Raw genomic sequence first — 19,269 nt, 5'->3', positions numbered from 1 at the left:
AGCCCTTCATACAAACCTACAAAAGCCCTTCGGAGCACGGAAGATGCATCATCCGTAGTTCCGAAGGGCTTTGTGCTATTTTATGGCCAGTGCTTCGACGAGAGTGAGGATGCCTTGCCGAATTTCCGTTTTGGTGCTGCCATGCACCTTTTGCTGATACAAATACAAATCGGGGCTTAATACGGCGGTTAAGGCGCTGCCCATAAACGGCGGCTCCACCTCGCGAATCTCCCCGGCCTGGACGGCTTGTCGGAATAGACCCGTCAAGATGCGATTCAGTTTCTCAAAAATCGGATGCTCGAATTGGGTCAGCTGCTTCTTGCCCGTAAACTCGGATTTGATTCGCAGCAGCAACTCGGCGTGCTCATCGGTGAAATCAACGACCCGGGAAATCGCGATCCGCAGATACTCTAGATAAGAGTCTTTCCTTCCTGCGTGCCCCTCCACTTCAATACGCTCCCCCCGCTTCGTCTGCAGGCTCGGTCCATTTGTCAATGCTTCCAGACCGCTCAGCAATTTCTCCGTGTTGTCCCTCAGCAGATCCGACCCAATTTCGCCGATGTCCGCATATCTCCGATAAAGGGAGCCTTGTCCGATCTCCGCCGTGCGGGCGATCATGTACATGCTGACACCGTCCAAGCCATGCTCGTGAAACAACTGCCGAGCCGCCTTCAGGATGCGTTCCCGATAAAGGTCGGTCTCCCGCCTGTCCTGATTCATCGCTTTCCTTCCCCCCTGCCTGCGCCATTCCAAAAACGCATTTGACTTATCGGACAATTGTCCGTAAACTAGGTATCGTGATTTGAACGGACAATTGTCCGCATCTTATATTCCCATTATACAGAGATACCGGCCGACGGACAATCCGATACGCTTTTCCGTAACGTAGCGAGTGCCCCCTGACCGGCCACTTAGGAGGAGAAAAATCATGGAGCAGACGCTTCCATCCCACGCGAATTTCAAATTAACGGGTATCCTCGTGCCGCTGCTCGCCATCATCGCCGGGGTCTTCATGGTCGTGCTGGACAATACGGCGATGAACGTCGCCTTGTCGACGCTTGCCACCGACTTCGGCACCGATCTCAAGACCTTACAATGGGTCGTCACCGGCTACATGCTGGCACAAGCTTCCGTCATCCCGCTATCAGGCTGGTTATCCGACCGTTTCGGAGCGAAAACGGTATTTCTCAGCGCCGTCGTATTGTTTACCGTCGGCTCCCTGCTCTGTGCGACACCGAGCCGAGCGGAATGGCTGATCGCCTTCCGGGTCATCCAAGGCTTGGGCGGCGGTTGCGTACTGCCGGTCGCGATGGCTTACGTGTATAAATTAAGCCCAGCCAGCAAAGTGGGCGTCGTCATGGGCATCATGGGGATTCCCGTGCTGTTCGCCCCGGCCATCGGCCCTGTCCTATCGGGGTGGCTGGTAGAGTATCATTCGTGGCGATTGATTTTCCTGATTAACATTCCGGTTGGGATCCTTTGCCTGGCCATCGGGATTTTGAAGTTGCCGAGGGTCGAGCGGAATCCGGTCGCCGGCATCGACAAATGGGGCATGATCCTCGGGCCGCTGGCGTTTGCTTCTCTGTCCTATGGTGTCAGCCAAGGGGCGGAAAGCTGGAGCGCAGATAAAACGATCCTTGGTCTCGCCATCGGCGGCGTTGCCCTGATCGCCTTTGTGATCGCCGAACTGAGAACCCGCACCCCGCTGCTCGAGCTGCGCATATTCCGCTCGGTTGATTTCAGCGCCGGGATTTTCGTCCAATGGGTAGGTCAGTTTGGTTTGTACGGGGCATTGTTCCTCCTGCCCCAGTTCTTGCAGCAAGCCCGCGGATTCGGTGCGTTCGACACCGGCCTAACCTTACTGCCGCAAGCGATTGCCTCGGGGCTAATCATGCCGATCGCCGGGATTCTGTTCGACCGGATCGGCGTACGTTGGCTGGTTGTGCTGGGATTGAGCCTGGTCTCCGGCGCGCTGTTCCAATATTCGCATGTCGACCTGACGACCGAAAGCCATCAGCTGATCTTGCCGCTGATCATGTGCGGTGCGGGGATGGGCATGATGACGATGCCGATGAATAACCATTTGCTCAACAAGGCGCCGAAACCGCTAATCAACCGCGTTACGTCGCTAACGAACTCCATGCAGCAGGTCATCAATTCGCTGGCGATTTCTACGCTGGTGACCCTCTTGACCTCCAGAGCCACGTTCCGCGGAAATGAAATGAAAGCCGCCGCGGCGCAGGCCGCCCAATCCGCTGGCGACTTGACTCAAGCGGCGGCCGGATCGGCCGAGGCCATGCGCCAAGCAGCAGCGACTGCGCTGGCCAAAGGGTTCGACGATACGTTCTTCATCATGATGTTCGTCGCGATGGGCGGCGCCGTGCTGGGACTCCTGCTGCGACGGAATCGTCCGGCCAAGGAAGAACCGCAGGAAGCGGTCCGGCCGATTTCCAACGCAGAAAGCATCAGCCATTAGCGGGTCAGCGTAAACTCATCCAGCTTCCTGCCGTCCACGGCATAAGCCGCGTAAGTTAACGTCCGTTCGCTAACCGCGATTCCAGCAAACATCTGTTGATTTGGCTGGGTATGCACGGCATGATAAATCTTATCTTTTTTCAAAACATTAAATTTGGGACCGGAGGTGTTGGTGACGACATAGACGGTCCCTTTACCGTCTGGGGCGATTTCCCCGTCCCGCAGGGGGTAAGACCGGGAATACTCATGGTTGTGGCCTTGCAGCACCAGGTCTACGCTATATTCATCAAATCCCTCGATCCAGTCGCTGATTTTGTCATACTGATTGCCGCCGTAAGCCGGGCGATGCATCGCTACGATCGTCCAAGGCTTGGTATTCTCGCGCAAGTCCTCCTTGAGCCAAACCGTCTGCGACTTGAGGTTGGATTCCGTATTCAGCACGATGAAATGGGCGAATCCATAGTCGAAGGCATACGTAGTTCCGGGCGTTGCTCCATCCGCCCCGTTGTCCGGCAACCGAAAATGGGACGCAAACACCTCCGCGTTCCCGGAAATCTCATCATGATTACCAACTACCGGCTGGAGCGGCACCCGGGTCAGCCATTTCGATGCCGTTCCGAGAAGCCACTTCCAGCCCTTCTCCTCGTCCGGGTTCTCCGTCAGGTCCCCGTTATGCACGATAAACCGGGCGTCCGGAAACGTTTCAAACGCTTTGTCCAGTGTCTGTGCCCACAGCTTAAAATCCGCCTTCTTCTCTCCTTGGGAATCCGATACGTTGATGAATGTAAACGCCAAGGACTCCGCTGGTTCCGTCACGAACTCCGCCGGTTCACTCCAGCCACTCTCCTGCCCATTGCCCACGCGGTAGACGTATGCCGTTCCCGGGCGAAGGCCGCTGGCAAGTGCCTTGTGCACGGTATACCGTCCGCCACTGCCGCTTTCACGGGCCAACTTGATCTCGGCCGATTCCGCCTCGATGGTGAGTACCTTAGAATCGTTCCAGGAGGAGATGGGCCCCGCCCCCTCCGTTAACTGAAGAATCCCTGCTTCCCCAGCCTTCCCTTCCGTCTGCCAGGTGAACGCCCGCGTCGTCCGCGCATCCCCGCCGATCGTCATGACGATCGAGTGGGGTTTCGATGCGGCAGCGGGTTCGTTGGCCTGCTGCATTTTTTGCCAGCCGAAGATCACACCCCCGAGCAGCAAAGCGATGATCAAAATTCCAAGCCAAATCATCTCTCTCCGACCTTTCATGCGATAAACTCCTTCCAGTTCCCCTTAACATAAAGTCTGAGGTGCCCTCTGTCAAATAAGCCACTTACACAATTTTACATTTGTTAACCCTACGTTAAAACTTTCAGTTTATTTTCAGTTTGCGTTAAGTGGACAATCAGCGAGCCTTGATAGGATAGGTAGCGTAATTCATCCGGCCCCCGAGAAAAGAGGTGCAACTTGAACCAAAACCTGAAGTACCGCCATGAACTAAAATTTCTGATCAATCGCCACCAGTATTACGTCCTACGCCAGCGGCTCCGGGGATTGGCCCGTTATGACGAGCATGCGGGCACGAGCGGAGAATACCATATTCGCAGCCTTTACTTCGACGACATCAACAATTCCGCGCTGCACGATAAATTGGGAGGACTCCGCGACCGCCGCAAGTACCGGATCCGAATTTATAACCAGCGGGACGACCTCATCCATTTTGAGAAAAAAATCAAAACCGGCGATAGGATCGCCAAAGTAAAAGAGCGATTAACCCGGGAGACGGTGGACGCCATTCTGGCCGGACAGATCGAAGGGCTGAACGTGCCGGAGAAGCCGTTGCTGCTTGAACTGTACCGTGAAATGAAGCAACAGCTGCTCGCCCCGCGAGTGATCGTCGACTATGTGCGCGAACCGTTTATCTGTCCGAACGGCAACGTGCGGATCACCTTCGACAAAGAGCTGCGAACCGGTCTCCACGCCGTCGACTTGTTCGATCCGGATTTACGGCCCGTCTCGGCCATCGACGATCAGCTCATCATTCTCGAGGTCAAGTACGATGAGTACATTCCCGAAATTCTCCGGGCCGCCTTGCAAATGGAAGGGCTGAAGCAACAATCGGCGTCCAAATACGTCATTTGCCGTAAATTTCTGAAAACTAACGCATGGGAGGATTATTGATTTATGAATGCAACGGAAACTGCAAACCCAACCAATTTTAGTGATATCGTCAAAAATTCGTTTCTAGACAATTTCGCCTCAGATATCAGCATAAGCAAAATGATGATCACGCTGGGAGTTTCTTTTCTCATCGGATTGTTCATCTACGTTTTATATAAACGGGTGTTCAGCGGGGTACTGTACTCGAAAAGCTTTAACGTCTCGCTCATCGGCATGACGATGGTCACCGCCATGGTTATCATCGCCGTCAATTCCAACCTGGTGTTGTCACTTGGTATGGTCGGCGCCTTGTCGATCGTCCGCTTCCGTACACCGATCAAAGACCCCACCGACCTGATCTTCCTGTTCTGGGCAGCTGCGGCCGGGATTGTTGCCGGCGCGGGATTTTATGCGCTCGCTGCCATTGGCTCTGCGGTGATTGGCCTGATTCTTTTCCTGTTTATCAAGAGCAGCTCGCTCGAAACGCCTTACTTGCTTGTCGTCAACTGTGAAAGTGACGAAAGCGAACAGCTGGTTCATTCGCACATCGGGCAGATGGTCAAACGTTACAACGTGAAGCAAAAAACCGTGACCTCCGGTAATATCGAGATGACGCTGGAAGTCCGCTTGCGTGACCAGGAAGGGAAATTCGTCAACCAAATAACCGGGCTGGGCGGCGTCAAAAACGCCGTATTGATCAGCTATAACGGCGACTACGTATCCTAACGATTATCCGGGGGTGAAGGAGAATGATACGCAAAGGGACCCGGCTGTTGCTTTGGACATGCGTTGGGCTGTTGTTTGTGGGCTTGATCACCTGCGAGGCGATTCCATCTGGGGGACCCCGTTCGGACGGTCAGACGGACACCGCCGAGGAGCGAATGGTCTCTGCGGAAGAGAAGAAGTTGGATGAAGAGGTATTTCCCCAGGACCGGGTGGTTGACGTGAAGATCACGATCGACGAGGCGGATTTCCAGGACATGCTGGATAATGCCAGCGCCGAGGAATACAAGACGGCGTCGGTCGATTACAACGGGCAGCATTTCGACAACGTCGGAATTCGCACCAAGGGTAACTTAAGTCTGCGCAGCGTGGTACAGATGACCGATTCCGATCGGTATAGCTTTAAGCTGTCTTTTGACGAATATGTGAATCAAACCTTGGACGGCATTCAGAAGATCAACCTGAACAACAACTACAGCGACGCTTCCTACATGCGCGAGTTTCTGACCTATGAGCTGGCGGAGCAGATGGGGCTGCCTACGCCCAAATATTCGTACGTGAATGTGTACGTCAATGACGAGCTTCGGGGGTTCTACCTAGCGGTGGAGCAGATCGGCGACGCCTATCTGGATCGCCATTTCGGCAACGCCTACGGGGCCTTGTACAAAGGAGAAATGACCGGCAGCGGCAGCGACCTGACTTGGTTGGGCGAAGATCCAGCTGCTTATACCGGATTGACGTTGAAGTCGGAAACGACGAATGGCGATATTTTGATCGATATGCTGGATGAGCTGAACAACGGCAACGATGTTGAAAAATATATCGATGTGCCGGACGCGCTGGGCTACATTGCGCTAAACGTGCTGACGAACAATATGGACAGCTACCTGGGCAGCAACAAGCAAAACTACTATTTGTATGAAGACGACGGAGTCTTCTCCATCCTGCCGTGGGATTACAACATGGCCTTTGGCGGGATGGGCGGCGGCATGGGGATGGGCCGCGGCGGGTTTGGCCGGGGCGGAGCGAACGGCGCTGATGCGGCGGCGTCCGCGGGCCGTGCAGACGCGGCTCCTGCGGGCGGCGGCGATGAGGCTGGAGCTGCAGCTGGAGGCGCAGTTGGCGGTAACGCGGTTCCGGATGCTGCTGCCCCAGGGGGTGCGGCTCCAGGCGATGCGGCTCCAGCCGCATCCATCGGTCAGGCCAGCCTGCTAATCGACGAGCCGACGCAAGGCGCGCTGGCCGAACGGCCGCTGGTTGCGAAGCTGCTGGCGGTCGAGGACTACAAGGCGCAGTATCATGAAATGCTCCAACAGGCGATCGACGGCTATCTGGCCGATGGCAGTTTCTCCGCTCGCGTGGCGGAGCTGTCAGAGCTCATCTCGTCTTATGTGGAGGCCGATCCAACGGCCTTTTACACCTATGACGAGTACGAGCAGGCCTTGCCGCAGCTGCTCTCCACCAACGCCAGCCAGGTGGAGAGCATCCGACAGCAGCTCGACGGCACGATCGCCTCGTCGGGCGATGGCTCGGGCAGCGGTGGCAGCATGGGTGGCGGCATGGGCGAGTGGCGGAACGCCCGCGCGGCGGCGGATGGCGGCGGCCAAGGCGATGCCGCCGAGCAGAGCGTGCCGGCTGCCGGGGCCGAGCGCGGCGCGCAGGCCGGCGCTGGCGCGGACGCCGCGGGCGTCGAAGCCGGCGGGCCCCCGGCCCTTCCGGAGGGCTTCCAGCCCCCGGAAGGGTTCCCGGGCGACGCCGGTGCGCCAGGCGATGCCACCGGAGGCGCAGGTCAAGCCCGCCCGATGGGCGGTGACCGTACCCAAGGCGGCGGCATCCCCGGTGGCGGCCCTGAGTTCGGGGCCGCCGCCACGGCCGCAGGCAGCGGCGCCGACGTGGCCCTGTTCACCGGCATCTCCTTGCTGGTGCTGCTGGGCGCCGCCGGGTTCGTTGCCTTCTTCCGCCGCAAGCGACTCTAGCTATGAAATGTATTCGATTTTTCGCATATAAAATAGTGGAAACGGCGAAAAGTCCGAATTCTATTCGGTTTTTCATACAGAATCCTTGTCTACGTCCTCCTATAGCGCAAATGTGTATGAAATTTCGAATACATTCCGTTGAAATCGCGGATGCCGCTGAATTCTATTCGATTTTTCGCATACATTTATTTCCTAGCAACGGAGATGGTGAGTCGCGTGATCCCCATAACCACAAAAAAACCTGCATCCTATGCAGGTTTTTTTGTCCCCCAGCCGAGCACCTACGCCCCTACCTCCCGGAACTCCGTTGGCGTCATGCCAGTCACTTTTTTGAACACTTGGGTAAAGTAGCGAGGATCCTGGTAGCCGACCATCGGGGCCACCTGGAACACTTTGACGTGGCTGTTCTTCAGGATGTATTTGGCTTTTTCGATGCGGCATTCCGTCAAATACTCAAGGAACGTGTAGCCGGTTACCTGCTTAAACAGCAAGCAAAAGTGGCTGATACTCAGGTCGGCCCGCTCCGCGACTTCCTCCATGCTTAGATCCTTATGGTAGTTGCTAAGAATGTACTCCTGTGTCTTGGCGATCACCGTCTGCACGTTGTCCTTGAACTGGCTGTCTCGGCTTTCGCTTATCCACCGTCCAAAATTCGTTTTGAGCAGTCCGATCATTTCATGCAGCGTTTCCAAGGACTGCAGCTCCTGGAGCAAGCCCTCCAACGACCACTCCGACAGCAGGTTCATCTGCTCGTATTGCCGGAACATCACTACCGTCAGTTCCACGATGATTCGCTCGGCGGCTTCCTTCGAGAAGCCCTGCTCCTCAATATACTGCTTTGTTTCATCCAATGCCGACAACAAACGTTCCCGGTTTAACGTCCGGATGCTGTCCAGGAGCACCGCTTCCAGATGCTTCGGATATTTCGCCTCCCGGTCAACCCCAGACTCCCGGCTTGGCTGATCGACGAATACGCCTGCCCTGTCGCTGTAAAACCGCTGATATAACGCCCTGGCAGCACTTTGGTACGCCTCGCTCAACCGCTCCATTCCAGCAACCGTTTGACTAAACCCAATCGAGCAGGACAACTTGGTGTAAAGCTGAATTTGCCGGATCACATCGCTGCCCAGCTCCTCCTTTTGGCTCGTAAGCATGCTCGGAAACAGCAGAACCCACTCCCCGCCATGAAAAGGAAACATCGTCAGCGCCCCCCGCGCCATCGACCATTCTCCCAAAATATTGCGAATCGCAAACAACCACAGCCGCCGCTCCTCCGGGGACCACTGCTCATTCAGCTTCATGAAGTGATCCAGTTGGATCACGGCCATGAAATAGTCCTGCATCAGCTCGCTGTTCTCCAGCCAACGCATATGCTGCAGATGGCTTTGACTCTGGTTGCCTTCGATAAATTCGGCAAACATGCGCTCCCTTGCTAGAACCGACAACACCTGCACCGAATGCAGCAGCTTGTCGTTCTCCATCTGTTTCTCTAGCGTTTTCTTGGCCCGACGGATCATCTCGATCAGCTCGTCGTGATCGATCGGCTTCAGCAGGTAGTCAAATGCGCCTTCCCGCAACGCCTCACGTGCGTATTCAAACTCCCCGTAACCGCTGATAAAAATAAACAGCCGATTCGAATTCTCCGCCAGCACTTCCTTCATCAACGTGATCCCGTCCATCCCCGGCATGCGGATGTCGCTGATGATCATATGCGGCGACAGCTCGTGCACGAGCTGAAGCGCCGCTTCGCCGCCCCGCGCCTCTCCGACGATCTCCAAGTCCAGCTCTTCCCAAGGCACGGCTACTCTCAAGCTTCGCAGAATAACCGGTTCATCATCCACTAGAATAACCCGGTATTTCTCCCCTTTTGCTACCATGTTGCACCTCCCGTCGTTCCGTCAGGCAGTGAGCTCCTCCGCAGCTGCCAGTACTCTTTCGAGGTTTGCTGGATTTGTTCCAGCGCCTCATCGGGCGTCGCCTGCTTGCCGATCATTTCCTCCAACACCTTCAAGAAAGTCTTGTTGACCTCAGGCGGAAGTACGTTGTCATACGGCACAAAGCTTTGGCTGCTTCGCTCCATCATTTCCACGACCTGAGCAAAGACCGGTCCCGTTTTTTCCGAATCGTACGTAATCTTCATCGAAGGTATACGCAAGGCCTCGTAAACGATACGCCGCTGTACCTCCTCAGTATAAAAAGCCTTCAGCAGCTCCTGTGCCGCTTCCCATTTCGTTTCCTCCAAATTAGAGGACAAGCCGATCCCGATCGTGTAACCTCCGGCAATCGATTGATTGCCTCCCTTCGTCAGCGAAGGAAACGGGAGGACGCCGACCTGATTCTGAAACCCGGACGGTGCCTTCTCGTTGTGGAACAGGTTGATATCCCAGCTCCCGTTCAGGTACATCGCGGCTTCGCCGCTGGTGAACCGCTCGATAGCCTCCTCAGTCGACAGGTCGTTGGCCGGCTCATAGAAGGCGCCCTCGTCAATCCAGGTTTTCAATTGCTTAAACGCTTTCCAATAATAAGGATTTTGGAAGCTTAACGACTCGTCGCCTTGCACCAGTTCTTCGATCAGCCCCGGACCTGCATAGCGGTCCATTAAATAATGCGCGAAGATGGCCGCCGGCCAACGTTCCTCATTTCCGAGCGCAAACGGCGTGATCTGGTGGGCGGTCAAAACGCGAATGGCTTCGTTTAAATCCTCCAGCGTTTGCGGCGGTTCTATCCCTAGTTCACGGAATATCTCCTTGTTATAAAATAAAGGTTCGGCATTCCCCTCAATCGGCAAGCCGTAAATATGGTTGTCGAAGGTCCATAAGTGCAAGTCCTGGAATTCCTGCTCCAGCCCGTTTTTCTCCACGAAATCGGTCAAATCCATCAACCGGTTGGAACGGACATACGGCTCGATTTCAGCGCCCCCAAACAACACGAACATGTCGGGAGGTGTCCCGGTCACCATCTCGCTCTTCAGCTTTTGCTCACGATGGACAGTCTGGTCCATTCCCTCAAAATTCACCTTCACGTTGGGATGCGTCTCTTGAAATTTGGCGACGACGTCCTCAACGATATCTAGCATCTGCCGGTCATGCTCCTTGATCCAGAAGTGACGAAAGGTTATTGTGACCTTCTCCGCTTGTTTTTCCTCGATCGGCTCGTGCCCGTCGGCAGCGATGATCAGTACGGAAATCGCCAGCACAACAGCATAAACGGCGATCCAACCCCAGTTTAAGAACCATTTTTTCATGTTGTCCGCCTCCTTTGTCCGCCTTATCGTTTGGCCGCTCCCGGTTCGTGGAGAATTTTCGGAATACGGATGCGAATGATGGAGCCGTGTCCGGGAGAAGAGCAAATCAAGATGCCGTAGCGGGCGCCAAATCGGATGCGCAGCCGTTCGTGCACATTTTTGAGCCCGACGCCGGTCCCCCGGTAATTCTTCGGGCTCCCGTCTTTGCTCCACAGGTTCATCAGCGTATCCGAGCTGAAGCCCGGCCCGTTATCCGTCACGTCGATCATAATGTCCCGATCGTCCTCCTTGGCCGTGATTGAGATCAACCCTTTCTCCTCCATGGGTTCAATCGCGTGGTACAGCGCGTTTTCTACGATCGGTTGTACAATGAGTTTCTGGGTCAAGAAGTATTTAAGCGATTCGGGGATTTCAATATGATAGTCGAATTGATCCTCAAAGCGAAATTTCTGAATGTCCAGATAGTGCCGCACATGCTCCATTTCCATCGAAAGCGTGATCAATTGCTGATTTTCACTAATGCTGATTCGCAGCAGCTTGCCAAGCGAGACCACCATTTTACTGATATCCTTATTTCCCTGCAAGACGGCCAGCGAATTGATTGACTCCAGCGAATTGTAAATAAAATGAGGATTGATTTGGGCGACCAGCGCCTGAAGCTCAAATTCTTTCTTACGCGCCTGCTCGGTCTGCACCTGCTCGATCAATTCGGAAATTTGCGTACTCATCCGGTTGAAGCCATCGACCAGCAAATCCGTCTCGTCTTCGCTGCGGACCGCGGACGTGATCGGTACGAATATCCCTTGCTGCACTCGTTTCATCCCGTTCACCGCACCGATAATGCTGCGCACCAGGCGGCGGACGAAAAAGCGGTCGAACAGGAAAGCCGAGATCAACGATACCAGAACCAACACGATCGCGATGTTGCGGATGGAGTTCGATTCCGAAGCGATCAGCTTGCTTGGCGTAATGGCCACCAGGTACCAATCCTTGTTATGCGAAGGCAAGTAGGTGATCAGCGACTTTTCGCCTTGATATTTGGCCGTATAGTAGCCCTTTCCTTCCGGCTCGTCATGGGTCAGGAAAGGAAATTCCGTGCGTTCTCCGATATGTGTGCCGGACTTGTCGAACACGATATTCCCCAGCTTGTTGACGAGTAAAATATCCCCTTGCTTTAAGGTCGCGGCATCCCAAAAAACCTGGTCCAGAATATCGGGTTTCACATAAATAATTAAAGCACCGATATCCTCTAGCGAATAGTAATCCTTAATCAGGCGGGCTTGGATCAGAACCGGCTTCCCCGTCGCCGCGGAGCCGTTCTCGCCTGGACCTACCCATACCGAGCGGCCTTCGGCGGCTTCCATGGCTCCATACCAGCTTTGCTGCTTCAATTCCCTGAAAGACATCGCCTCATTATATTGGTACTGCAGCTTGTCCTTGGAATACAACCCGAAGGAGGTGATCATCGGGTGGTTAATCAGATTGTTGATGTCTTGTTTCTGCTCATAGGTCACCGTGAAATTCGGCTGTTTCACCAGCTTCTGAATCACCGGCTGCGCGATCGCCGAGTTGGATACGGTCGTCACTTCGTTCAGCGCGAACTTCAGCTTACGGTCGGTTTCGAGCAAGGAGACCCAATAGAAATTGTTGGATTTGTTCTCCATGGCGCGTGAGAAGCTGTAGTACGATATCGAACCCATCAGGATGACGGGAATAAAGACGAGAAGAATAATAGCCAGCAAGATTTTTCGTCGAAGCTTCATTTCGTTCCTCCTATGCATCTCCTACTCTATTATTCTTCATGGCACGACAGATTCCTTTGCTTCTTAACAAAGAGAAAATCGCAAGAGGGCTAGCCCTCTTGCGAATCAGGTTTATCGTATCCATTCAAGATCTATGATTAAGCCGCGTCTGCGACCCGTTTCATGGCGTCATCCCATTCACTTTGCGGGTCGACCTTGTTCTCAAATCCATTTCGGAGCGCATTCTTAATCAACGTATCAACTTGTTCAAAACGTGGCCCGTAATAAACCGGCTTTACGCGTTGTGCCGATCGTGCGTAGGCTTCCGAAATGACCTGGCCACCAAAAAATTCGTCTTGATCCGCTTGGAATGCCGGTTCGTTATACACCGCCGGGATCGATGGCAACTGACCGCTTGCTTGAAACGACTTCAACTGATTGTCCTTGTTTGTCAGCCAGGTGATGAAATCGTAAGCTTCCTTCGGATGTTTTCCTTGCTTCGGCAGCGTCAAAAAGGTGCCTCCCCAACTGCCGGAGCCCTCCGGAATTTGGGCAATCCGCCACTTCCCTGCAGTCTCCTTCGCGCTACGGATCGTTTCTTCCATCCAGGTCGGGCCGAGGATGACGCCAAGGTCACCCTCGCGGATCGCATTTTCCCATTCCGGAGACCCCAATGTCCAGTTGCCGATCCACCCTTCCCGAATGCCTTTTACCGTATAGTCATACGCCTTTTTCACCTGCGGATTAGTATCTCCGATAAAGGACCCGTCGACTTTATTGAAATAAATCCGGTCTGTCGATTGATCCCTAAGTCCGTTGTACACCAAATCTGCCGAATCCGCAAACGGGAGTCCGGTTTCTTCCGTGAACCGCTTCGCCACTGCGGCAAATTTGTCCCATTTGTTAATCGCTGCGCTAAATTCCTCTGGATCGGCCGGAAGACCCGCCCGCTCCATGAAATCTGCGCGGTAATATACAACGGTCGGACTGATACCGGCCGGCAAGCCCAATTGAAAAGAGCCATCCACCAAAGTCGCCTGTTTCCAGGCCCAATACAGATAATCCACTTCGATGCCTTTTGCTCCGAAATCATATAGGTTATAAAATTGGTCCTGTGCGTTCACGAACCGTTCCATAAACTCCCGATCCAGCATGAAGATATCCGGTGCGCCCGATCCAGAAGACAAGGCTGACTCCATGCGGTCATGATGCGCGAATGTATCGGTTTGGATACTGATGTTGATCTTAATATTTGGATGCTCCGCCATATACTCTTGAGCCAGGGTCACGTAATGGGTATTCCCCAACGCCCAGAAAGTCAGCTCAATGGGATAACCTTGACTGCCTTCGGACATGCCCGGAACTTGATTCTCCTCGTTATTCGCCGCATTGATTACGCCATAAGCGCCTAGCAAAGAAATCATCATGGCGGCAAGCGGTAGAACAGCCAACCATTGTCTTCTCTTCATTGCGGTTAAATCCTTTCCTGCATCCGAATTTATACTATTAGTCTAGCTAAAACGGACTCGGTTTTTGAGGAGGCAAAATTGCGATTTCAGGTTGGAATTTTTCTGATCGAAAACAAAAAAAGCCAATCCCCCACTCGAAGAAGTGGGGAATCGACCGAAAATTCCAATCATGTGATTTAAAAGAAGTCCAGTAATGCCGTTTGGCTCAAGGGAATCAACCGTTCAAGCGTTTCCGCATCAGTTCCCGGGCCGCTTAATTTACCGCAGGCGAACATCTCCCGCGGCCGCTTATAGCCGAGCAGTAGGGCTGTCAGCGTTTGGATGTCACAAACCAGCCCAGAATCTGCAGGATTCGCCGGATTCGCCGGCGTCAGGCTCCCCTTCCCTTCCGAGGACACCTCCAGCAGCCAATCCCCTTCGTTCCAGGGTGCAGCCTCGTCTTCAATTCGCAGTCCAAGGCGAATCGGGCTGGTGGAAGCCGGTGGAATAAACGAATAGTCGCCAACGAACGCCGCCGCATTGACAATCCGAGCCATAAAATACGGCACGGTTTCCTGCTTGCAGCGCGGGTCGCGCATCAGAAACGGCAACAGGTCATCCGCCGGCACGCGATCAAAGATTACCTGGGTTACCATGGAGTCGTGGTTGGCCAGATATGTCCATAAGCCTTGACGGGCCGTCTCGTTCAGGAATACGAATTCGTCAATAATAAGCTCCTTGTTCTTCACCTGGTAGAGCACGTACCCTTCCGGTTGCCCCGATTCAGCATAATAAACGGCGGTATGGTCCTCCTCGCCTAATACCATACGCTTCCACCACTCTTCGTCCCGGACAAGCATTCCGTTGTATCGCCGGGCAAAGGAATGATAGATCCCGTTCAACAGCTCAATATCCTTTACGCCCCGCTTAACATTCCCCGTAACCAGCGTTTTGGAGGGGAAACTATCGATGTTAACGGTATACTTCTTGTAATCTGTGTAGACCTCCCAGCCGAATTTCCGGTAAAAGGGGATCGAGAAAGGATGAAGGCAAGAAAGAATTTGCCCTTGCTCATTCATACGGCGGAGCGCGGTAGCCAGCAGCTCCCTCACGAGTCCGCTCCGCCGATGCTCCGGCCAGGTGGCCACGCCGGCGATGCCTCCCATAGGGACGGGGCGTCCCTGTACGTACAGATGCAAGGGTAGCAGCATGAGCTTGGCAAGCAGCTCGCCGCCCTCAAACGCTCCCCAGGAACGTTCGGGAATAAAGGATTTTCTCCGTTCTTCTCTGTCCTCCGGCTTCACCTTATATTGAAAAGCATATTCGGACAAGCTCAGGCTGGCATCAAATTCAACCGCTCGCAATGGCCTGATTTCCACAAATCCACCTCATTTCATCGATTGACCACTCTCTAAATTCTAATCTTTATGTAGAGTCTGTCAGAAGATACCTGAAGTGTCAATTGCCCATGATTACTTGGCTACAACAAACCTGCAACTTCTCCGTGCTCGTCCAGATGGATCCGCTCCGCCGCCGGCACCTTCGGCAGTCCGGGCATCGTAACGATATTGCCGGTATGAACGACGACGAAGCCGGCTCCTGCGGATAAGGTGATATCCTTGATTTGTACCGTGAACCCTTCGGGAGCTCCCAGCAGATTCGCCTGGTCGGAGAACGAATACGGCGTCTTCGCCATGCACACCGGCAGCCGGCCGAAGCCTTGGCGTTCAAGTTCCTCCAGTCGGGCCGCGGCTTTGGCGCTCAACTTGATACCAACTCCACGGTAAATCTCTCCTACGACCGTCTCCATTTTGGTCTTAAGGTCCAGATCGTCCGCATAGAGCGGCGTATACCGTGCGGTTTCCTGTTTCAGGATACCGAGCAGGGTTGTCGCCAATTCTTTGCCGCCTTCACTGCCTTTGGCCCAAACATCGGATAGCTCTGCCTTTACTCCCCAGCGGGCACATGCCTCTTTCACGATCGAGATCTCTTCTTCCGTATCGCTGGTAAAATGATTTAACGCAACCATCACCGGTACCCCAAATTTCCGGAGATTCTCCAGATGCCGTTTCATGTTGGGAAGTCCGGCCCGCAGCGCCTCCAAATTCGGTTGATCCAACTCCGTCTTGGCCGCTCCGCCGTTATATTTCAACGCCTTTATCGTGACGACTAACACCGCCGCATCCGGCTTTAAACCCGCTTGTCGGCATTTAATGTCAAAGAATTTCTCCGCGCCCAGGTCGGCTCCGAAGCCCGCTTCGGTTACGACGATCTCTGCCAGTTTGAGCGCAGTTTTCGTTCCGATGACGCTGCTGCAGCCGTGGGCGATATTGGCAAACGGTCCGCCGTGAACGATCGCTGGGGTTCCTTCGGCTGTTTGCACAAGGTTCGGCTTGATCGCCTCTTTCAAAAGAACGGTCATCGCATCCACGGCGCCGATTTGCGCCGCGGTGATCGCTTCCCCGGTCATATTGTAGGCTACGACGATCCGGCCCAAACGCTGCTTGAGATCTAGTGCATCCTCGCTGAGGCACAGCACCGCCATGACTTCAGAGGCGGTCGTGATCATAAACCCGGATTCGTGCACGCTCCCGTTTCCTTCACCAAGTCCAACAACGATTTGTCGCAAGCTCCGGTCGTTCATGTCCATAGCACGTTTACACAAGATTCGATTCGTATCGATTTGCAGCACATTCCCATGAAAAATATGATTATCCAGCATCGCCGCAAGTAAATTATGCGCCGATGTAATGGCATGCAAATCACCGGTAAAATGCAGGTTGATATCTTCGGAAGGTAGCAGCTGTGCTTTATTGCTGCCCGTAGCACCGCCCTTCATTCCAAAGCAGGGTCCAAGCGACGGTTCTCGCAGCGCCGCGATTGTCGGCGCTCCGATGGCGTTCAGCGATTGCGCCAGGCCAATCGTGGTTAGCGTTTTTCCTTCGCCGGCCGGCGTCGGATTCATCGCGGTCACCAGCACCAATTTTCCGTCGGGCCGGTCACCTAGCTTCTCCCGTAAACTAGGATCCAATTTGCTTTTGTAACGTCCATACAACTCTACAAACTCCTCGGCTATGCCGAATGTTGCAGCCACTTCCAGTATCGGCTTCATTCCCCTCAGCGACCTCCATCTATCTCATTCTTGTAAAACCTCGTGCAAGTTCCATTTAAAAATTTCATTTCTTATTGTACATGAAATAGATGGGAATATGCGTGACGGAATTCGCCTCGATTTGCCCAACAACAAAAAAAGCACTACCGAATAAACGGTAGTGCTCTTTCCCTTTGCTTGGCGGCGTCCTACTCTCCCAGGACCCTTCGGTCCAAGTACCATCGGCGCTGGAGGGCTTAACGGTCGTGTTCGGGATGGGTACGTGTGGAACCCCTCCGCCATCGCCACCAAACGGTTCAAGGTTTAATCCTTGAAAACTGGATACGAAACGTATTTGCGTGTTAGCCCTTACTTGGTTTATCGGGGTCCCCGAAAAGTAATCGGAATTACCTTCGAAGCCTCGCTTCACTTTTTGGGGTATTTTTTGGATAAGCCCTCGACCGATTAGTACCTGTCAGCTCCATACATTGCTGCACTTCCACCTCAGGCCTATCAACCTCGTCGTCTTCAAGGGGTCTTACTAATTGGGAAATCTCATCTTGAGGGGGGCTTCACGCTTAGATGCTTTCAGCGCTTATCCCGTCCGCACTTAGCTACCCAGCTATGCTCCTGGCGGAACAACTGGTGCACCAGCGGTGCGTCCATCCCGGTCCTCTCGTACTAAGGACAGCTCCTCTCAAATTTCCTGCGCCCACGACAGATAGGGACCGAACTGTCTCACGACGTTCTGAACCCAGCTCGCGTACCGCTTTAATGGGCGAACAGCCCAACCCTTGGGACCTACTTCAGCCCCAGGATGCGATGAGCCGACATCGAGGTGCCAAACCTCCCCGTCGATGTGGACTCTTGGGGGAGATAAGCCTGTTATCCCCAGGGTAGCTTTTATCCGTTGAGCGATGGCCCTTCCATGCGGTACCACCGGATCACTAAGCCCGACTTTCGTCCCTGCTCGACTTGTCAGTCTCGCAGTCAAGCTCCCTTTTGCCTTTGCACTCTTCGAATGATTTCCAACCATTCTGAGGGAACCTTGGGGCGCCTCCGTTACTCTTTAGGAGGCGACCGCCCCAGTCAAACTGCCCACCTGACACTGTCCCCGTACCGGATCACGGTACCAGGTTAGAACTCCGATACGATCAGGGTGGTATCCCAACGGCGCCTCCACCGAAGCTGGCGCTCCGGCTTCCTAGGCTCCCACCTATCCTGTACAAATCGTATCAAAGTCCAATATCAAGCTGCAGTAAAGCTCCATGGGGTCTTTCCGTCTTGTCGCGGGTAACCTGCATCTTCACAGGTATTAAAATTTCACCGGATCTCTCGTTGAGACAGCGCCCAAGTCGTTACGCCATTCGTGCGGGTCAGAATTTACCTGACAAGGAATTTCGCTACCTTAGGACCGTTATAGTTACGGCCGCCGTTTACTGGGGCTTCGGTTCATAGCTTCGGGTTACCCCTAACCACTCCCCTTAACCTTCCAGCACCGGGCAGGCGTCAGCCCGTATACTTCGCCTTGCGGCTTCGCACAGACCTGTGTTTTTGCTAAACAGTCGCTTGGGCCTTTTCACTGCGGCCCCCTCGAGCTATTCACTCTACCGGGGCACCCCTTCTCCCGAAGTTACGGGGTCATTTTGCCGAGTTCCTTAACGAGAGTTCTTCCGCGCGCCTTAGAATTCTCTTCTCGCCTACCTGTGTCGGTTTGCGGTACGGGCACCTTCTCCTGACTAGAGGCTTTTCTTGGCAGTGTGAGATCATGACCTTCGGTACTATAATTTTCCCTCCCCATCACAGCCCAGCCTTACGGTGTGCGGATTTGCCTACACACCAGCCTCACTGCTTGGACGAGCATCCATCAGCTCGCGTCACTACCCTACTGCGTCACCCCATCGCTCATAACGGATTACGGTGGTACAGGAATTTCAACCTGTTGTCCTTCGACTACGCCTTTCGGCCTCGCCTTAGGTCCCGACTTACCCTGAGCGGACGAACCTTCCTCAGGAACCCTTAGGCTTTCGGCGGATCAGATTCTCACTGATCTTTTCGTTACTCATACCGGCATTCTCACTTGTATGCTGTCCAGCGCTCCTTACGGTACACCTTCAACCTACATACAACGCTCCCCTACCCCAGATGCAAAGCATCTAGCCATAGCTTCGGTGGTGTGTTTAGCCCCGTTACATTTTCGGCGCAGAGTCACTCGACCAGTGAGCTATTACGCACTCTTTAAATGGTGGCTGCTTCTAAGCCAACATCCTGGTTGTCTGTGCAACTCCACATCCTTTCCCACTTAACACACACTTGGGGACCTTAGCTGATGGTCTGGGCTGTTTCCCTTTTGACAATGGATCTTAGCACTCACTGTCTGACTCCCGGTTAATCAGTCTGTGGCATTCGGAGTTTGACTGAGCTTGGT

Annotated in this window: 12 protein-coding genes and 2 rRNA genes (1 of these 14 only partly in view); 4 read left to right on the top strand and 10 right to left on the bottom strand. The window is 54.0% G+C overall.

The genetic code is table 11. The annotated features are described in order from the left end of the window. Positions 1-75: 75 nt before the first annotated feature. On the bottom strand, positions 76-720 hold the full coding sequence (locus tag MKZ15_RS03985; protein ID WP_213623801.1) for a TetR/AcrR family transcriptional regulator: 645 nt from the start codon (positions 718-720) through the stop codon (positions 76-78). A gap of 208 nt (positions 721-928) precedes the next feature. On the opposite strand from MKZ15_RS03985, the gene MKZ15_RS03980 reads away from it, so the two are divergent. Beyond that, a complete protein-coding gene (locus tag MKZ15_RS03980) occupies positions 929-2,476 on the top strand; it encodes a DHA2 family efflux MFS transporter permease subunit (RefSeq protein WP_155608842.1) in 1,548 nt (515 codons plus the stop codon). On the opposite strand, the gene MKZ15_RS03975 is transcribed toward MKZ15_RS03980, so the two are convergent. Further along, positions 2,473-3,726: a metallophosphoesterase family protein gene (locus MKZ15_RS03975; RefSeq protein ID WP_155608841.1), complete on the bottom strand. Its 1,254-nt coding sequence runs from the start codon at positions 3,724-3,726 to the stop codon at positions 2,473-2,475. The genes MKZ15_RS03980 and MKZ15_RS03975 overlap by 4 nt on opposite strands. A gap of 198 nt (positions 3,727-3,924) precedes the next feature. Between MKZ15_RS03975 and MKZ15_RS03970 the strand changes: the two genes are divergently transcribed. Genes MKZ15_RS03970 through MKZ15_RS03960 form a run of 3 tightly spaced genes read left to right on the top strand, consistent with a single transcriptional unit; the run spans position 3,925 to position 7,316 of the window. Next, positions 3,925-4,638, top strand: coding sequence for a polyphosphate polymerase domain-containing protein (locus MKZ15_RS03970; RefSeq protein ID WP_339819996.1), 714 nt, complete (start codon positions 3,925-3,927; stop codon positions 4,636-4,638). A gap of 3 nt (positions 4,639-4,641) precedes the next feature. Beyond that, positions 4,642-5,343, top strand: coding sequence for a DUF4956 domain-containing protein (locus MKZ15_RS03965; RefSeq protein ID WP_155608839.1), 702 nt, complete (start codon positions 4,642-4,644; stop codon positions 5,341-5,343). A 23-nt stretch (positions 5,344-5,366) separates the two neighbouring features. Continuing rightward, a complete protein-coding gene (locus tag MKZ15_RS03960; protein ID WP_339819994.1) occupies positions 5,367-7,316 on the top strand; it encodes a CotH kinase family protein in 1,950 nt (649 codons plus the stop codon). 281 nt (positions 7,317-7,597) lie between these two features. On the opposite strand, the gene MKZ15_RS03955 is transcribed toward MKZ15_RS03960, so the two are convergent. The 8 genes from MKZ15_RS03955 to MKZ15_RS03920 form a co-directional block, all read right to left on the bottom strand. Next, positions 7,598-9,193: a response regulator gene (locus tag MKZ15_RS03955; RefSeq protein ID WP_339819991.1), complete on the bottom strand. Its 1,596-nt coding sequence runs from the start codon at positions 9,191-9,193 to the stop codon at positions 7,598-7,600. Beyond that, positions 9,187-10,560 (bottom strand): extracellular solute-binding protein, encoded by a 1,374-nt coding sequence (locus MKZ15_RS03950; RefSeq protein WP_339819988.1) that lies wholly within the window; start codon positions 10,558-10,560, stop codon positions 9,187-9,189. The genes MKZ15_RS03955 and MKZ15_RS03950 overlap by 7 nt, the downstream gene beginning before the upstream one ends. 23 nt (positions 10,561-10,583) lie before the next feature. Continuing rightward, complete coding sequence (locus MKZ15_RS03945; RefSeq protein WP_213623794.1) at positions 10,584-12,323, bottom strand: sensor histidine kinase; 1,740 nt, start codon at positions 12,321-12,323, stop codon at positions 10,584-10,586. A 137-nt stretch (positions 12,324-12,460) separates the two neighbouring features. After that, positions 12,461-13,771: an ABC transporter substrate-binding protein gene (locus MKZ15_RS03940; RefSeq protein WP_155608836.1), complete on the bottom strand. Its 1,311-nt coding sequence runs from the start codon at positions 13,769-13,771 to the stop codon at positions 12,461-12,463. Positions 13,772-13,947: 176 nt separating this feature from the next. Beyond that, the gene (locus MKZ15_RS03935; RefSeq protein ID WP_213623792.1) at positions 13,948-15,129 is read right to left on the bottom strand and encodes a GNAT family N-acetyltransferase; all 1,182 of its coding nucleotides are present in this window, start codon (positions 15,127-15,129) and stop codon (positions 13,948-13,950) included. 101 nt (positions 15,130-15,230) lie between these two features. Further along, a complete protein-coding gene (locus tag MKZ15_RS03930) occupies positions 15,231-16,862 on the bottom strand; it encodes a formate--tetrahydrofolate ligase (protein ID WP_339819982.1) in 1,632 nt (543 codons plus the stop codon). Between the two features lie 175 nt (positions 16,863-17,037). Continuing rightward, a 5S ribosomal RNA gene (gene rrf, locus MKZ15_RS03925) occupies positions 17,038-17,154 on the bottom strand. Between the two features lie 132 nt (positions 17,155-17,286). Then, positions 17,287-19,269 (bottom strand): 23S ribosomal RNA (locus MKZ15_RS03920); it runs 944 nt beyond the window's last position.

The sequence above is a fragment of the Paenibacillus sp. FSL R7-0216 genome (genome assembly GCF_037969915.1).
GTDB lineage: Bacteria > Bacillota > Bacilli > Paenibacillales > Paenibacillaceae > Fontibacillus > Fontibacillus rhizolycopersici.
This window is presented reverse-complemented; position numbering and strand designations above follow the sequence as displayed.

What these genes read in the sequence shown, in the direction of transcription:
- MKZ15_RS03930 (WP_339819982.1), bottom strand. Translation starts at nt 16,862, where the DNA reads ATGAAGCCGATACTGGAAGTGGCTGCAACATTCGGCATAGCCGAGGAG.
- MKZ15_RS03975 (WP_155608841.1), bottom strand. Translation starts at nt 3,726, where the DNA reads ATGAAAGGTCGGAGAGAGATGATTTGGCTTGGAATTTTGATCATCGCT.
- MKZ15_RS03955 (WP_339819991.1), bottom strand. Translation starts at nt 9,193, where the DNA reads ATGGTAGCAAAAGGGGAGAAATACCGGGTTATTCTAGTGGATGATGAA.
- MKZ15_RS03960 (WP_339819994.1), top strand. Translation starts at nt 5,367, where the DNA reads ATGATACGCAAAGGGACCCGGCTGTTGCTTTGGACATGCGTTGGGCTG.
- MKZ15_RS03980 (WP_155608842.1), top strand. Translation starts at nt 929, where the DNA reads ATGGAGCAGACGCTTCCATCCCACGCGAATTTCAAATTAACGGGTATC.
- MKZ15_RS03985 (WP_213623801.1), bottom strand. Translation starts at nt 720, where the DNA reads ATGAATCAGGACAGGCGGGAGACCGACCTTTATCGGGAACGCATCCTG.
- MKZ15_RS03965 (WP_155608839.1), top strand. Translation starts at nt 4,642, where the DNA reads ATGAATGCAACGGAAACTGCAAACCCAACCAATTTTAGTGATATCGTC.
- MKZ15_RS03940 (WP_155608836.1), bottom strand. Translation starts at nt 13,771, where the DNA reads ATGAAGAGAAGACAATGGTTGGCTGTTCTACCGCTTGCCGCCATGATG.
- MKZ15_RS03945 (WP_213623794.1), bottom strand. Translation starts at nt 12,323, where the DNA reads ATGAAGCTTCGACGAAAAATCTTGCTGGCTATTATTCTTCTCGTCTTT.
- MKZ15_RS03950 (WP_339819988.1), bottom strand. Translation starts at nt 10,560, where the DNA reads ATGAAAAAATGGTTCTTAAACTGGGGTTGGATCGCCGTTTATGCTGTT.